Below are 15436 nucleotides of genomic sequence, written 5' to 3'. Positions count from 1 at the left end.
TTATCAATTTGTATTGTAATATTTTTATAGAGTGTTTTCTTTAAAAGATTATGTTTTCAATAAGGCGAAGATATTTGTAAAAGAGAATAAGTTTAAGGCCAATATAGTTTTTCCTGAAAGTAGTGATTCTAGAGTTTTAAGGGCAGCTATTGTTATTTTGCAAAAAAATCTTGCAGATTCTATTATTTTGATAGGCAAAAAAGATCCTGTTATTAATTCTTTAAAAGAATTTTCTAATTGTAATAATATTTTAGAAAGAATAGAAGTTGTTGATCCCAATTTTTTTCCAGACATTGAAATGTATTTGGATGAATATTGGAGCTTGCTAAAGCTAAAGGGAGCTACAAAGCAAAGTTTAAAGACTCAAGTTTTAGATGAGATTACTTTTGCCATGCTTATGGTAAGGTTTGGTTATGCCAAATCTTGTGTTTGTGGGGCGATTTCAACTTCTGCTAAGGTTTTGTCTAATGCTATAAGAATAATTCCCAAGTTGGAAGGTGTTAATATTGTATCGTCTTTTATGATTATGGATACCTTAAGTATTGCTCGTAATGTTGATTTTTGTTTTGGATATAATGGAATTTTATTTTTTGCAGATTGTTCTGTAGTAGTCAATCCTGATTCTTTAGAGCTTGCAGAAATTGCATTGCAAAGTGCTAAATCTTTTAAAGATATTTTAAATGCAAAGCCCAAGGTTGCTCTTTTAAGCTTTTCAACAAAAGGGTCTTCCAGTGCTAAAGAAACTGAAAAAGTAAAGAATGCTTTAAATATTGTTAAGACTAAAGAGAGTGATTTGCTTATTGATGGAGAGCTTCAACTTGATTCAGCCATAATAAAAGATGTTGCAGAAAAAAAATGTAGCAAATCTTTAGTAGCAGGTTCTGCTAATGTTTTAATATTTCCTAATTTAGATGCAGGCAATATTGGTTATAAATTAGTAGAGAGATTTGCTTTTGCTAAAGCCTACGGCCCCTTTTTACAAGGTTTTTCTAAGCCCATTAGTGATCTTTCAAGGGGCTGTTCTGTTGATGAAATTGTATTTGCAAGTGCTTTAATGATAAGCATTTAAAGTGTTGGAAATTTGTATAAATTCTTCAACGGAAATGTTCTCAGGTCTTTTTTCTAAATATTCTTTTAAAAAATTTTCCCTCAGAGTAGCTTTGTTTGCAATGAAATTAATAATGGTGTTTTTTAATTTTTTTCTTCTGCTTGAAAATACAGTTCTAACCAATTTGTTGAATTCATTGAAGTCTTTTATGTTGTTTTTTTTAGGAATTAATTTTAGTGTTGTAGACTTAACTTTGGGTGCAGGATAAAAATTGTTTCCTCCTATGTCTAATATTTTAATTGCTTTGAAGTGTGATTGTACTAAGACTGTAAATGAAGAATAGTTTTTGCTATTTATTTTTGCAGTTATTCTGTCGGCTAATTCTTTTTGTACTGTGAATACCATTTCTTTTAAAAAGTTTTCTTCAATTAATTTAGATATTACTTTTGATGCAATATTATATGGCAAATTTGAAAATATTTTATCAATGTTTTGATTTTCGTTTTTGTATTTTTTTAAAAAATCCCCTTTTATCAATTTAAAGTTTTTTAATTTTCCAAATTTTTCATTTAATATTTCTGAATATTTTAAGTCAATTTCAAATGCGGTTAAAAGATTGGTTTTTTTTAATAAAATTTCAGTCATTGCGCCAAGGCCTGGGCCAATTTCCCAGATTTTTTCATTTTCTTTTATATCCAAGCTTTCTATTATTTTTTGCCTTATGCTTTCGTTGATTAGATAGTTTTGTCCCCACAATTTTCTTGGAGCGATTTTTCTTTCTTTTAAGGTTTGTTTTATGCTAGCTATACTATTATAGTTGATATTCATAGATAAAAGAGATAGTACCATATTATTCTTCATAATGGCAGCTATTTTTAAATTATTTTAATCTTTTTTTAGTTTCGTTATTATAAATAATGTAAGTTATAAGAAGAATACTTAATATTAAAAATATAGGTATTTGGTGGTGCTCAACTATAAAGAATTTGCTAAAAAATGTTGCTGTAATTTTTATTATTTGAAATATGTAGGCATTTATCAGGTCAAGGGAAAAAAATAAGTTCAAGCTTGAAAAGTAAGTTATTAAGCTTAATATTGTTATTACTAAGAAAATTAATATTAGTGGAATAATTATTAAGTTTGAAAATACTGAGATTGGTGTTAGATCAAAATTGTTAATATAAATTATTGGTGAGGTAAATATTTGAATAAAAAATGTTGTAAGCATTGATGATGCTAGTCTGTTAAGACCATATCTATTTTTTAGATGAACTGATGCTGATATTCCTATTGTTGCAAGATAGGAGAGCTGAAATCCTATTGAATTTAGTGTTTCGGGGAATACAAAAGCATTTATTATAAAACTAATAGATATACAGCTTATTAAATTAATTTTGCCGTAAATTAGTTTATATATTATAAGAGATTCTGTCATTAGAAATGATCTTAGTGTTGAAGGTGTAAATCCAGTCAATATTAGATAATTTAATAAAATTATGCTTAGCATTAAGTATTTTAATTTTTCATTTGTTATTGTTAAAAGTAAATAATAACTTATTAAACTTATTAAATAAAAATGTAGTCCAGACACTACCAAAATGTGGGCAATCCCTGCATTTTGAAATAATGTTTTTTCATATCTTGTTATTTCTGATTTGATATTCAAAATTATTGCTTTTGAAAAATGGGAATAACTAGGATTTAATGCATTAAAAAAATTATTTAAGGTATTTGTATATTTTTCTCTAAGCTTGGTAAAAAAGGACCTTTTAATAAGTTTTATTTTTTGGTTTTCAATTTTAATGACATCTCCGATTTTGTAAATATTTTCAATATTTTTGAAGTCAAATTTGTATGTATTTGATTTATTGTCAATTACTTCGACAATGGTTTTTGAATCTTTTTTAAAATTTTTAATGTTTGTTATTTGGTAAATATTTTTTTTTAATGTTTTAAAATTTAATCTAGCTTGAAAGCCTAATAGCAATATTGTGTAAAAAATAAAACTAAGTGCTAAGTGTTTGTTATTTATTATAATAAAAAATAATGCTAGTATTGTATTAAAATAAATTAAATTGAGTTTTGAATAGTATTGAATTGATAAATTAAGTGAAATAAGGATAAATATTAAAATCATTTATAATATTCCTATTTTTATTTAGAAATAATTATATTTTTAATTTTAATTTGTTTTGTTTAATCAATCAATTTATTCGTTGACAATTAATAATTATTTAATTACAATACTTTATGCAATTGTTAAAAAATAAATATTCATTCAAGCGGGCTTTGCTTGAACTTTTTTTGGTCTACGCCGTTGTTTATCTGGCATCTCCTTTTGAAAATGTTAATTCAGAATTTTGGAATGTTGATGAAAACCATTTTTATTTTTGGATTTCAAGATCTTTTTTAATTATTTTTATAATTTATTTTTTTAAACTTACCAGTTCTTGTGATGATTTTAGAGTAGAGTTTTTTATTCCTAAATTTAAATTTATTTTTATTTGGGAGTCTGTTTTAATTTTTATTAAAACAATATTGACTTCAATGATAGTCATTTTTTTGATAGCTTTTTTGCTCGAATATCTGTTGCCAGAATCGGTGCTTGTCTATTATTTTCAAAACAATGCTGGATTTAATTGGAAGATTAGCAGTAAAAAAGCATTTTTTTTAATGACTTTTACCTCTTTTTTTACGGGAGCTTTTGAAGAGCTTTTTTACAGGGCTTTTGTTATTACTAAGTTTACACAAATGGGATTTCCTGTTGTAGTTACCGCTATTCTTAGTAGTATATTTTTTGCCTATGGGCATTTATATTATGGAATTTTAGGATTTTTGGTTACATTTATATTAGGGGTATTTTTTGCTTTTACCTATTTAAGGTATAAAAATGTATATTATGTGATTTTTATACATAGTTTTTATAATATTATTGTTAGTAGTCTGTTGCTTTTTTTAAATTAATTTTAAATTGTTATGAGGGGGATTTATGAGAGATACTGTGCCTAAGCGTTTTAAAGAGGTGGTGGCTCTTTATAGTGAGCTTGATATTTTTATATATAAGGAAGGGGAATCTAAAAGCTTTAAGAAGCAAATATATACTGATTTTTGGAATGAGACAAAAAGAGTGGCTTCTGGGCTTTTGTATTGTGGCATTAAAAGGGGAGAAAAGGTTGTAATTATTTCTGATTCTAGAAGGGAATGGATAATAATTGACATTGCTACTTTGGGGTTAGGTTGTGTTGATGTTCCCAGGGGAAATGATTCTTCTGAAGATGAATTAACTTATATTATTAACCATTCTGAATCCACTTTTATTTTTGTTGAAAACAATAAGCAACTTCACAAGGTTTTATCCAAAAAACATGATCTTAGATTAGTTAGATGTATTGTTGTTATTGATGATGATAAATCTTATGAAGAAAAAATGGGGAATATTACTATATTTTCTTATAAAAAATTACTAGAACTTGGAACTGAGTATTTAAGAGCTAATCCAAAGTCATTTGATATGGAGATTGAAAAAGGTTCTTCAAAAGACATTGCAACTATAATATATACTTCTGGTACAACAGGCATGCCAAAGGGAGTAATGCTGAGGCATGAATCTTTTATTTTTCAATTAGATAGACTTTATGATTATCTTCCAACGCTTAAACCTGGCAAGATAATGATTTCTATTCTTCCTCTTTGGCATTCTTTTGAGCGGTCTTGTGAATATATAGTTGCTTTAAAGGGCATAGCAATTGCATATTCAAAGCCCATAGGCCCTGTTTTGTTAAAAGATTTTTTACTTTTAAATCCTCAGATGATTATTTCTGTACCTAGAATTTGGGAAGGCATAAGAATAGGTATTATTAAAAAGGTATCAGAATCTTTTATTAAGAAGCTTGTATTTGGAGGGTTTTTAAAAATTGGAATTATTTATGCAAAGCTTAAGGAGAGGTTTTTAGGGCTTTCTCCTATTTATAAAAAAACCAATTTGTTTATTTTGCTTTTTTCAAAATTATTTTTATTTGTTGGGATTGTTTTAATTTTTCCTATTAAATTATTAGGTGATATTTTAGTATTTAGAAAAATAAAAAATGCCCTTGGGCAAAATTTTGAATTTGGGGTTTCTGGTGGTGGGGCATTGGTTGATTATGTTGATTATTTTTTCAAGGCTGTAGGAATTAAAGTTCTTGAGGGCTACGGTCTTACTGAAACGGGTCCTATTTTAAGTGTTAGGCGCCTTAAGAGACCTGTAGCAAGAACTGTGGGGCCTATTTTGCCAGATGTTGAATACAAAGTAGTTGGAATTGATGGGAGAGTTTTGCCTTATGGAGAAAAAGGCGAGCTTTGGGTCAGATCACCACAAATAATGAGCGGCTACTTTAAGGATAAGGCTAAGACAAATGAAGTTTTAACAGAAGATGGGTGGTTTAACACCGGAGACTTGGTTAGATTAACAATTAATAATGAAATTTCAATTGTTGGTAGAAGCAAGGATACAATTGTTCTAAGAGGTGGAGAAAATATTGAGCCTGAACCTCTTGAGAGAGTTTTGGGTAAATCTTTGTTTATCGAAAATATTATGATTGTTGGCCAGGATCAAAAATTTTTGGGGGCTATTATTGTGCCTAATTTTGACAATCTTGAAAAATGGGCGAATTCTAGTGGAGTGTCTTTTTCTTCCAGAGACGATTTGTTAACCAATGAGGACGTCAACAAACTTTATTCTAAGCATATTTCAGATACTATTAATACTAAATTAGGTTTTAAAAATTTTGAAAAAATAGTAGGCTTTGTTTTGCTTCAGGAGCCTTTTTCAATTGGGGAAGAACTTACCAATACTCTTAAGTTAAAAAGATATTATATAACCAAAAAGTATGAAGATAAAATAAAATTAATTTTTAGCAAAAGTGACTTAGATTTAAACGGATATTAGACAAGAAAATTTTGCAAAATTTTCTTGTCTACATTTTTAACATATAAGGGATATTGAGCAGGTACATGCAATTTTTTATTGTTTGTAATATGGCTTTTAAAAATTCGATTCTTGCGGCTGTTAAATCAGTATTGTTTATATCTATTACTTTAACTTCTTGATAGTATGTGCTAAAATGCTTTGCAAGCGAGTATGAATAGCTGGTAAGTATTGAAGGGTTTAAATCTTTTGCTGCCTTGATTATATTTTCTTCTAATTCCGATATAATTTTAATAATTTCCCACTCTTTTTCATGCTTTAAAAGCTCAAAATCAATTTTTTCCGTTACAGGAATAGAAATTGTGTTATATTTTTCAAGAATGCTATTAATTCTTGCTCCAACATATTGGATATATGGTCCAGAATTTCCTGTAAAAGATAGGCTTTCTTTTTTATTAAATACAATATCTTTATGTATAGCTGATTTTAGTAGATAATAGTGAATTGCTCCCAATGCAATATTTAAAGCATTTTTTTTAGCATTCCCTTTATTCTCAATTTTTTGTGTAATTTCGGGTATTATTGATTCTGTTAGGTCTGAGATTAGATTATCCGCATCAATTACATTACCTTCTCTTGATTTCATTTTGCCATCAATAAGATTAACCATTCCGTGTAACAAATGAATAAGTTTCTTGTTTTTAGAAAGTCCTAATTTTTCTGCTACAAAAAATAAACTTTTGAAGTGCTGAATTTGTTCGCTTCCAACTACATAAATCATTTCTTCAAAATTAAATTCTTTTGTTCTAACCGCTATATTTCCTAAATCCTGAGTAAGATAGATAGATGTCCCGTTTGATCTTATGAGCACTTTTTGTTTTACATTAGTGTCTACTTTTTCATCTGAGTCTGAGGGTAAGTCAATGCATATTGCGCCATCTTCTCGCTTGTAGCAAAATCCTTTTTTAAGCCCTTCTAGTACGACATTTTTACCAATTTCAAAAATTTCACTTTCAAGGTAAATTTTATCAAATGAGGTGTTTGTAATTTCGTATGTTTCTTTTATTCCTTCAATTGCCCATTTATTTAACTTTTTCCAAAGTTCAATTGTGCTTGCATCTTTTTGTTCCCATTGTAAAAGTAGATCTTGAATTTCTTTTTCAGCATTTTCATTTTCTTGAGAGTATTTGTTGTATTTAACATAAAAATCGCCAATTAAATGATCTCCTTTTTTGAAAGCTTTTTCGGGGGTAATGTCATTCCCAAATTTTTTGTATGCAAGCATTGATTTGCAGATATGAACTCCCCGGTCATTTATTAAATTTATTTTTGTAATTTTTGCACCTACAGCCTTTAATATTCTTGACAGACTTTCTCCTATTACATCATTTCTAAGATGTCCTACATGCAGTGGTTTGTTTGTATTTGGTGATGAAAATTCTAATATTATTTTTTTATTGTCTAGATATTTGCTTGTTCCATAGGCATCTTTTTGGGTATTTATCATTTGTATTGTATTATTTATATATTCTTTTCTAGAAATTTTGATGTTTAAGTAAGGCCCCATAGCTTTAATTTCATATTTAGCTTTAAGATTTTTTATTATTTCTTCAGAGATGGTTTCAATAGGGAGTTTTAAGGTTTTGCTAATTTCAAACATTAATATGGAAATATCCCCTAGAGCACTTTTTGGGGGTTTTTGAATATTTATATTAATTTTATCTAGCTTTATGTTATTTGATAATGCTAGATTGGCAACTATAATACTAATTTCGTCTTTAATCTTTTTTTTAGCATCTTTATTCATTTTTTTCCTCTTTAACACTTTTAGTAATTTTTTCTTCTTTAATACTTGTTAGCATATTGATTAATAGTAAAATTAAAGACGCTACAATAAAAATGTTTGAGCTGTGAGCTGACATTTTTGTATTTATAAGCTCCTTTATTATAGGTATTTCGGTGTTAAAAAGTTTTAAATTACCCGTGTTTAATATTTCTCTAATAAGTGAGGTTGTTGAGCTTAGGGCAATGAAAATTAAAATTGGAATTTTAGAATATTTAATTATCATCGATGGATTTTTTAGCATTTTAAAAGGCTCGTTTTTATGAAATGATATTATTATGGCTATTAAAATGGGTATTGAAAATTTAAATTCTTTGTATAAAGTTGGTGTTAAATAGAGCATGAATAAGTAAGTTAGACTAGTAAAAATTCCTATTATTAATAGGTATATCCCCAATATGTGGCTTTTATGCTTTTTCAGTTCTATTTGATTGATTATTAGGGCAGGAAGTATAATGCATATTGAAATCCAAATAGATGCGATACTAGCATCTAAAAAGTTTTTTGTATAAGCAAAAATAGGAAATAACATTAAATGGCTTTTAAGATATTTTTCAGTATTATAAAATGTTTTTTTTTGCATATTATTTCCTTTTAATCTAGTTTATTTGGTTTTAAATTGATTTGTACTTTCACTAATTTCAGAAATATGGCTTGAGTTTGTAGTTCCTAAAACTTTAATACGCTCAATTGCTTCTACGAGCTTATTAATTTCTTCTTTTAAACCTTTCATTGAGTTTGAGACTGTAATGTTAATTTCTCCTAGCAGTTTAATAGTGCTAATGATTTCTTTGTTGCCTCTAAACATATCATTTGAACCAATTTTTACTTCATATGTTATTTCCCGCATTGTATTTAAAGCCTTTAAAATTTCTTGGCTACCTATTGATTGCTCTTGCATTGTGTGATTTATTTCTTCTATTACTTGAACAACCAAATTGATTGAATCGAATATTTGGTTGAAAGCTTTATTTGTTAATTCAGAGGTGTTTACGGTTTTGGTTATTGAATCCATTATTTCGTTAATTGATGAGGCAACAGATTCTGATTGGGATGTCACTTGTTCTGCTAGGTCTTTTATTTCTTCTGCAACAATGGCAAATCCTTTTCCGGCTTCACCAGCGTGAGATGCTTCAATTGCGGCGTTCATTGAGAGCAGGTTGGTTTGGCTTGCTATAGATGAAATTAAAGAGTTTGCTTCTTGTAATCTTGTTGAGTTTTTGAAAATCTCTTTAATTTGAGTAATAACCTCTTCTTGTTTTTTTCGTCCATCATCAGAGAATCTTTTTAGCTCTTCTGTGCTTTTTGCAGCTTTTTGAGTTATTTCTGTTATTGATTGTATTCCTCCTATCATTTCTTCGATAGCTGATGAGGATTGTTCAACGCTTGCGGCTTGAGTTTCAATTGAATTGTCAAGGGATGAAATATTTTTTGAAAGACTTTCAATTATGTTTGTTGTATTAGAGATGAATTCTACCTGTTTTTCTACTTCTTCTTGTGTTTTTTCTATGTATTGATTTGAATTTTTTATTGTATTGTGGGTTTTGTTTATTTCGCTAAATAAATGGTCTCCGTTTTCTTTAAGCAGCTTTACTCGTTCTTGTAGTGAATTAATTACATTTTTTAGATTTTCAATAAAATGACCAAAAAGATTTATTGTTGAACTTATTGAATCTTTGCCTTTTGATTCGATTTTAAATGTTAAGTCACCGTTTTTAACTTTTGGAATAACAACATTGAGTTTATCTATTTTTGATATTATTAAAGTTTTTATGGTTGATATCATTATTAATATAAAAATTATTACCAAAATAAATATAATGGAAAGTGAAACTAATCTCATATTTTTAAATTCTTTTGAAAATATGTTGTTATAATCTATTTTTATTCCTAAGTACCAATGGGATGTTGTAATCCTTGCTAAGGAGATTATTTCATTTGAATTGCTTGTATTGTAATTTGCCTTTCCTTGAGATAATGCATTTAGTATTTCAGTTAATGTTTTTAGGTTAAAGCCAAATATGTGTTTTATGTTTTTTAAAACCTCGTCTTTTCCTCCAAATGCATCGCCACTATTGTTTATTAAGTATACATTAAAGTATTTTGATGAATTTTGGCTGCTTGCATTTTGTTCTAGTAATGAGTTTTCCAAAAGCAGTAAAAGATATTCTTTTAGTTCGGCAATTTTTTCTGAAATGTCAGCATATAAAATAATATATCCAATATTAGATTTTTTTGAATCTGTTATTTTATATGCTATTGGAATATAAAAATTGTTATTTATTTTTACTAAACTGTTGTGAAGAATTGAAATTTGAAATGTAGTTATAGCTTTGCCCAGAAGCAATTCTTTTAAGCTTATGTATTGACCGTTTCTTTTTTTTTCGCTTGATGCGATTATGTATCCATCTTTGTTTGCATACTCTATTATTTTAATAAAAGACGGCAGTGTAATTAAAATTTTGTCAGATACTAAGTGCTCTTCACTTTTGTTATTCAGAATTGCAGATTTATAATCATATCTGGCTGTTAATACGCTTAAAGCTTTTATTATTTCTCTAGATTCGTCAGAAAAGCTTTTAATCATTGCTTGGTTAATGAATTTTGTAAAATCTTGAAGTTCTTTTGTTATGATTTTTTTATAGCCTTGATCTAGTAGCAAAAAGGTTGTTGCAATAATTATTATTGTATATGCCAGAATTATAAAATTGAATTTATAAAAAAGGCTGGAGTTAAGTTTCTTTTTTTTCACTAATTCCCCTCAAAATTTTGTTTTTTTATAAAATTTTTAAAACATTAAATTTTTAGTATTCTACATGTTTTATTATATAATTATATATGCATGTAGCTAAATAATAAAATAATTATTTGCAAATATTTGAAGGATTTAATCTTTAAGATTCAAAAAGAAAGGTCTAATTTGCCAATTGTTATTAGTAATTATTTATATATGATTTATGAAGATGAAAGTTTTGTTTTAAGATTTTAATCATGCTAATGTTATGTTTGGAGAGCTTTTATGACAGATGAGAATTTAATCGATGTTAATCTGAAAAATACTAAACGATTTCTTTATCTAGTTTTATTTGGATTTCTTTTTTTAAATTTTTTATTCATAGGTTATGCTTATATGAATCATAAAAATGAATATTTGGATCGCTTTAAATTTGATTCTAAGTTGTTTTTAAACAGTGTGTCTTCTGTTATTAGAGCTAAATATTCGGAATCCTCTAGGTTTCTTGAGGAGCTTGTAAAAGATAGCTATAGGTTTGGGATATTGGTGAATTCTTCAAAAAGCTTTCTTTTATCTTCAAGTTTAAAATTGGGGGATAGTTTAGATGAAAATAGTGATTTGTTTTTAAAGTCAAGAGAATTTAGTTCTATAGATAAAATTTTCAAAACTATTCCTTTAGCAGAAGATTCACTTGAAGGCATATTTTATATTCCTATAGGGAAAAATGTTTTAATATCAAATTCAAATTTTTCATCTTTAGGCTTAAAAGATGTTAGATTGGATCCAATTTATTCTGTTCCTGTAGAAAAAAATTCTAAGTATTATTCAAGATATATGCAAATAGATGGGAAAATTTATTCTGTAATAAGTTTCCCGGTTAGAGATTCTGTTGCGACATTGGGTGTGATAGGGATTTTAGTATGCTTTGACGAGTCATTAGATATTATTGAAAATCAGTTGTATTCTTCTCTTAAATTTGGCAGTAAGAATTATAATTTTTTTATGCTTGATAGAAATTACATGCCCATTTTTTTAAATTTTAATAATCTTCAGGCCAAATCTTTTTCTACGGCTTATAGCGAAAATTTTTTGAGCAAAGTTATAGCTTATGCTAAAAAAGATTCTTCTGGTTCTCAGTACACTTTTAATTATGAAAGAGATTTTTATTCTTTGAACTTTGTAAAAACCGACGATTTTTTGACTCAAGGGCTTATTTTAAATGTCAATTCTATTCCTATTATGTTTAAATCAAATTGGGTTGTATTTTTTATGTTTTTATTATTATCTTTTGCAATTATATTTTATTTGTGTAATACTTTTGTTTTTTCATTAATTAATGATTTTAACAGAATTGTTGATTATCAAAAATCAAAAAGCGATCCTTTTAGTCTTGAGTCTCCCTTAGAGGTTAAGTATTCTTCGTCTATTATTGCTTATATTAGTTCAAAGCTAGATAATCTGTCTTCTAAGAGTAATGAATCTTTTGAGAAGATAAAATTTTATTCTGAAGATTTGAATGAATGTTTGGAACAAATAGAAACTGCCATATCAAATGCTGAGAGTATAGATTCTAGTATTTTAGTTTACGAACAGCTAAGAGATACTTTTTCTAGATTTGAAAAATCAATTACTGATATTTTAAAAGGCTTTGAATCTATTGCTGATCCGATTAATGACCACAATAAGTATATATCGGAAATCTCTTCAAATTTTGAAGAGAATGTTAGTTTTTTCTATAGTATAGATAAAAATTTGGAAATTTTTAATAAGGTTGCTACGATAAATTCTACTGATATTGAAAATATTAAAAGTAAAGTTTTTGATTTAAATATTGTTTTTGAAAATGTGAATAAAAATTTTGCAGATCTTTTGTCTCAAACAAATAGTTTACAAAGCGTAAATAAACTTTTAGTTTCAATTTCAGCTCAGACCAATATGCTTGCTATGAATGCAGCAATTGAAGCAGCAAAAGCAGGTGATGCAGGTAAAAGTTTTGCAGTTGTTGCTGAAGAGATTAGAAAGCTTGCTATTAATTCTGGAAAATATTCTAAAACTATTAAAGATGAACTTAAAACGGTCGACAGCATTATTGCAGTAATTAATTCAGAGATTGATACAATTTATAAAAATTTCATAGACATTCAAGATAATGTGGACAATAATTTTTCAAGACATGAGAAAGTAGATCTTACTCTTGCTAAGCACTTTAAAGAAATTGGCGAGTTTAAAGAAAGGTATTTATCTCACGATACTAAGATCAGAGATGCTAAGAATATGTATAAAGAAATATTTAATAACCATTATTTTATTAGTAGCAAGTTTAATAACTTTAGCCAAGATTTAAAAGAGTTTAAAGTTTCTAAGATGAATTTAGATGCGGTAAATTCTCTTCAAGAATATTCATCTTTGGTGAAATCTTCTAAAGATAAGATATTAAAGACAAAACAATTGATTCAAAAGATTAATGATGAGATTAAAGATATTCTTTTTTAGTCTTTTTGATTAATTGAATCCTATGTAAAGAACTTCTTCTTCAAGTAAAAGCCCAGTTTTCGAGTAGACTTCGGCTTTTACTTTTTCAATTAAGCTTTTTATGTCGTTGGAAGTGGCATTGTTAATATTGATAATAAAGTTTCCATGATATTTAGATACTGTGGCGCCTCCAATGCTTAATCCTTTAAGTTTGCACTCTTCAATTATTTGTCCACTAGGCTTGAGAAATGCTTTATTGTTTTTAAAAGTGCTTCCACTACTTGGAAATAGATAGTGACCCCTATTTATTCTTGCTTGCTTATTTTTATTCATTTTTTCTTCAATAATTTTTTTATTGTCTTTTTTTAAATTCAATTCAATTTTTAATATGAAAAAGTTTTTATTTTGAAAAGGTGATATTTTATACTTAAAGTCTTCTTTTTTAAATTCTTTGCAAATAGTTTTTCCTTTATCATTTATAAATGTAATTTTTTTTAGTATTTCAGAGATTTCATTTCCAAAGCATCTAGCATTCATCCATACAGCGCCTCCTAGTGTTCCGGGTAGTCCATAGATAAATTCTAGGCCACTTAAGCTGTTATCAAGTGCAATTTTACATAAATTTTCAAAATTTGCACCACATTCGCCAATAATTTTATTTTCGTGAATTTCTATTTTGTTTAGATATCCAGTGTATATTATTGGAAAATCAAGTTCTTTATCGTCATTGACCAAAATATTCGATCCTCCCCCAAGAATAAATAGTTTAATTTCCTCTTCTATTGCTGCTTTAAAAATATTTTCAGCTTCCTTAATATTTTTAGGAGTGAGAAATAATTTTGAAATGTTTCCAATTTTATATGTTGTATAGTCAGCTAGATTTTTTGTTTGAGGCTTAATGTTGATTTTTTTAAGAAAATTATTTAGGCTTTTAGGCATACGTACTTAATAATAAATTAGATTTTTTATTTTTTCAATTTTGAGAAATGTATGATTTTAAAGTTATATAATACTAGAACAAAGGATTTTTCAGAATTAACAAATTTTGAAAATGTTAAAGTGTATGCTTGCGGGCCTACTGTTTATAATTACGCTCACATAGGAAATTTTAGAACTTATATTTTTGGAGATTTATTAATTAAAACTTTAAGGTTTTTAGGGTATAAAGTTAATTATGCGATGAATATTACAGATATTGGGCATTTAACAGGTGATCTTGATGATGGAGAAGATAAAGTTGCTAAGACTGCAAGAGAAAAGGGCCTTACAGCTTATGAGATTAGCGAATTTTTTACAGATGCTTTTTTTAACGATTGTAGAAAATTAAACATTGTATATCCCAACAAAGTTCTTGTTGCAAGTAAACATATTCCCATCATGATAGAGGTTGTTAAAATTCTTGAAGAAAAAAAAATTACTTATTTTTCTAATGGTAATGTGTATTTTGATACTTCTTGTTTTAAAAGCTATGGTGAGATGGCCGGCATTGATCTTATTGATAAAGATATGACTTTGCCCAGAGTTGATGTTGATAAATTTAAAAGAAATAAAACCGATTTTGTTTTGTGGTTTACTAATTCTAAGTTTAAAGATCAGGAGATGAAATGGGATTCTCCTTGGGGATTTGGTTATCCAAGTTGGCATTTGGAATGCGCTGCTATGAATTTGGAGTATTTCAAAGATACGCTTGATATTCATTTGGGAGGAGTTGATCATATTGGAGTTCACCACATAAATGAAATAGCAATAGCAGAGTGTTTTTTGAATAAAAAATGGTGTGACGTCTTTGTTCATGGAGAATTTTTGATTATGGATTATAATAAAATGTCAAAGTCACGCGGAAATTTTATTACAGTTAAAGACTTGGAAGATCAAAATTTTTCCCCTCTTGATTTTAGATATTTGTGTTTGACATCACATTATAGGAACCAATTAAAATTTTCATTGGATAATCTTCAAGCAAGCAAGATTGCTAGAGAAAATTTGATAAACAAGTTAAGTTATTTTTATGAATCTTTAGATCAAGTTGATTTGAATATACTTAATAAGGATTTGAAAAATTTTGGTTTTAGCTTAGAAAAAGAATATTATGGCTCTTTTGTAGAAAAAGTTTCTTTTGATTTAAATGTTTCTCAAGGATTGGCTTTGCTTTGGGAGATAATCAAATCTGAAAATCTAGGCCTTGTTTCAAAGCTTAGATTAGCTTTTATTTTTGATGAGGTTATGTCGCTTAATCTGAGAGAAGAAATTTTAAAAAATTTAGAAAATCATGATGTAGTTATTGATGAGAATATGAAGGCTTTGATTGAAGAGAGAAGAATAGCTAAATGTGAAAAAAATTTTAAGCGTGCTGATGAAATTAGAGACTTTTTTGCCAAAAAAGGTTTTGTTTTGGTTGATACTAAGGAAGGAACTAAGGTTAAAAGAGGCTAG

At 27.5% G+C, this 15436-nt stretch carries 11 protein-coding genes; 5 read left to right on the top strand and 6 right to left on the bottom strand.

All coding sequences use genetic code 11. The features are described from left to right. The first annotated feature begins 31 nt into the window (after positions 1-31). Positions 32-1069 (top strand): phosphate acetyltransferase, encoded by a 1038-nt coding sequence (gene pta / locus HNQ06_RS01345; RefSeq protein WP_184107160.1) that lies wholly within the window; start codon positions 32-34, stop codon positions 1067-1069. Here pta and rsmA read toward each other — a convergent pair. Both rsmA and HNQ06_RS01335 read right to left on the bottom strand, forming a co-directional pair. Next, positions 1052-1897: a 16S rRNA (adenine(1518)-N(6)/adenine(1519)-N(6))-dimethyltransferase RsmA gene (gene rsmA / locus HNQ06_RS01340; RefSeq protein ID WP_184107328.1), complete on the bottom strand. Its 846-nt coding sequence runs from the start codon at positions 1895-1897 to the stop codon at positions 1052-1054. The genes pta and rsmA overlap by 18 nt on opposite strands. Before the next feature lie 31 nt (positions 1898-1928). Next, entirely contained in the window at positions 1929-3185 is a 1257-nt protein-coding gene (locus HNQ06_RS01335; RefSeq protein ID WP_184107158.1) for a ComEC/Rec2 family competence protein, read from the bottom strand. Positions 3186-3298: 113 nt separating this feature from the next. Here HNQ06_RS01335 and HNQ06_RS01330 point away from each other — a divergent pair, with 113 nt between their 5' ends. Both HNQ06_RS01330 and HNQ06_RS01325 read left to right on the top strand, forming a co-directional pair. Next, positions 3299-4012 (top strand): CPBP family intramembrane glutamic endopeptidase, encoded by a 714-nt coding sequence (locus tag HNQ06_RS01330; RefSeq protein ID WP_184107156.1) that lies wholly within the window; start codon positions 3299-3301, stop codon positions 4010-4012. 25 nt (positions 4013-4037) lie between these two features. Then, complete coding sequence (locus HNQ06_RS01325) at positions 4038-5975, top strand: AMP-binding protein (protein ID WP_184107154.1); 1938 nt, start codon at positions 4038-4040, stop codon at positions 5973-5975. 28 nt (positions 5976-6003) lie between these two features. Here HNQ06_RS01325 and argS read toward each other — a convergent pair whose 3' ends face one another. The 3 genes from argS to HNQ06_RS01310 are packed head-to-tail and all read right to left on the bottom strand — an operon-like array spanning position 6004 to position 10549. Then, positions 6004-7761: an arginine--tRNA ligase gene (gene argS / locus HNQ06_RS01320; protein WP_184107152.1), complete on the bottom strand. Its 1758-nt coding sequence runs from the start codon at positions 7759-7761 to the stop codon at positions 6004-6006. Then, a complete protein-coding gene (locus HNQ06_RS01315; RefSeq protein ID WP_184107150.1) occupies positions 7754-8380 on the bottom strand; it encodes a hypothetical protein in 627 nt (208 codons plus the stop codon). Before HNQ06_RS01315 ends, argS begins: the two co-directional genes overlap by 8 nt. A gap of 21 nt (positions 8381-8401) precedes the next feature. Further along, complete coding sequence (locus tag HNQ06_RS01310) at positions 8402-10549, bottom strand: methyl-accepting chemotaxis protein (protein ID WP_184107148.1); 2148 nt, start codon at positions 10547-10549, stop codon at positions 8402-8404. 267 nt (positions 10550-10816) lie between these two features. On the opposite strand from HNQ06_RS01310, the gene HNQ06_RS01305 reads away from it, so the two are divergent. Beyond that, positions 10817-13024 (top strand): methyl-accepting chemotaxis protein, encoded by a 2208-nt coding sequence (locus HNQ06_RS01305; protein ID WP_184107146.1) that lies wholly within the window; start codon positions 10817-10819, stop codon positions 13022-13024. A gap of 9 nt (positions 13025-13033) precedes the next feature. On the opposite strand, the gene murB is transcribed toward HNQ06_RS01305, so the two are convergent. Further along, on the bottom strand, positions 13034-13942 hold the full coding sequence (murB, locus tag HNQ06_RS01300; RefSeq protein WP_184107144.1) for a UDP-N-acetylmuramate dehydrogenase: 909 nt from the start codon (positions 13940-13942) through the stop codon (positions 13034-13036). A 51-nt stretch (positions 13943-13993) separates the two neighbouring features. Between murB and HNQ06_RS01295 the strand changes: the two genes are divergently transcribed. Then, positions 13994-15436: a cysteine--tRNA ligase gene (locus tag HNQ06_RS01295; RefSeq protein ID WP_184107142.1), complete on the top strand. Its 1443-nt coding sequence runs from the start codon at positions 13994-13996 to the stop codon at positions 15434-15436.

Source organism: Borreliella lanei (assembly GCF_014205895.1).
GTDB lineage: Bacteria > Spirochaetota > Spirochaetia > Borreliales > Borreliaceae > Borreliella > Borreliella lanei.
Note: the sequence above shows the minus strand (reverse complement) of the source record. Positions and strands in the feature narration are given on the sequence as shown.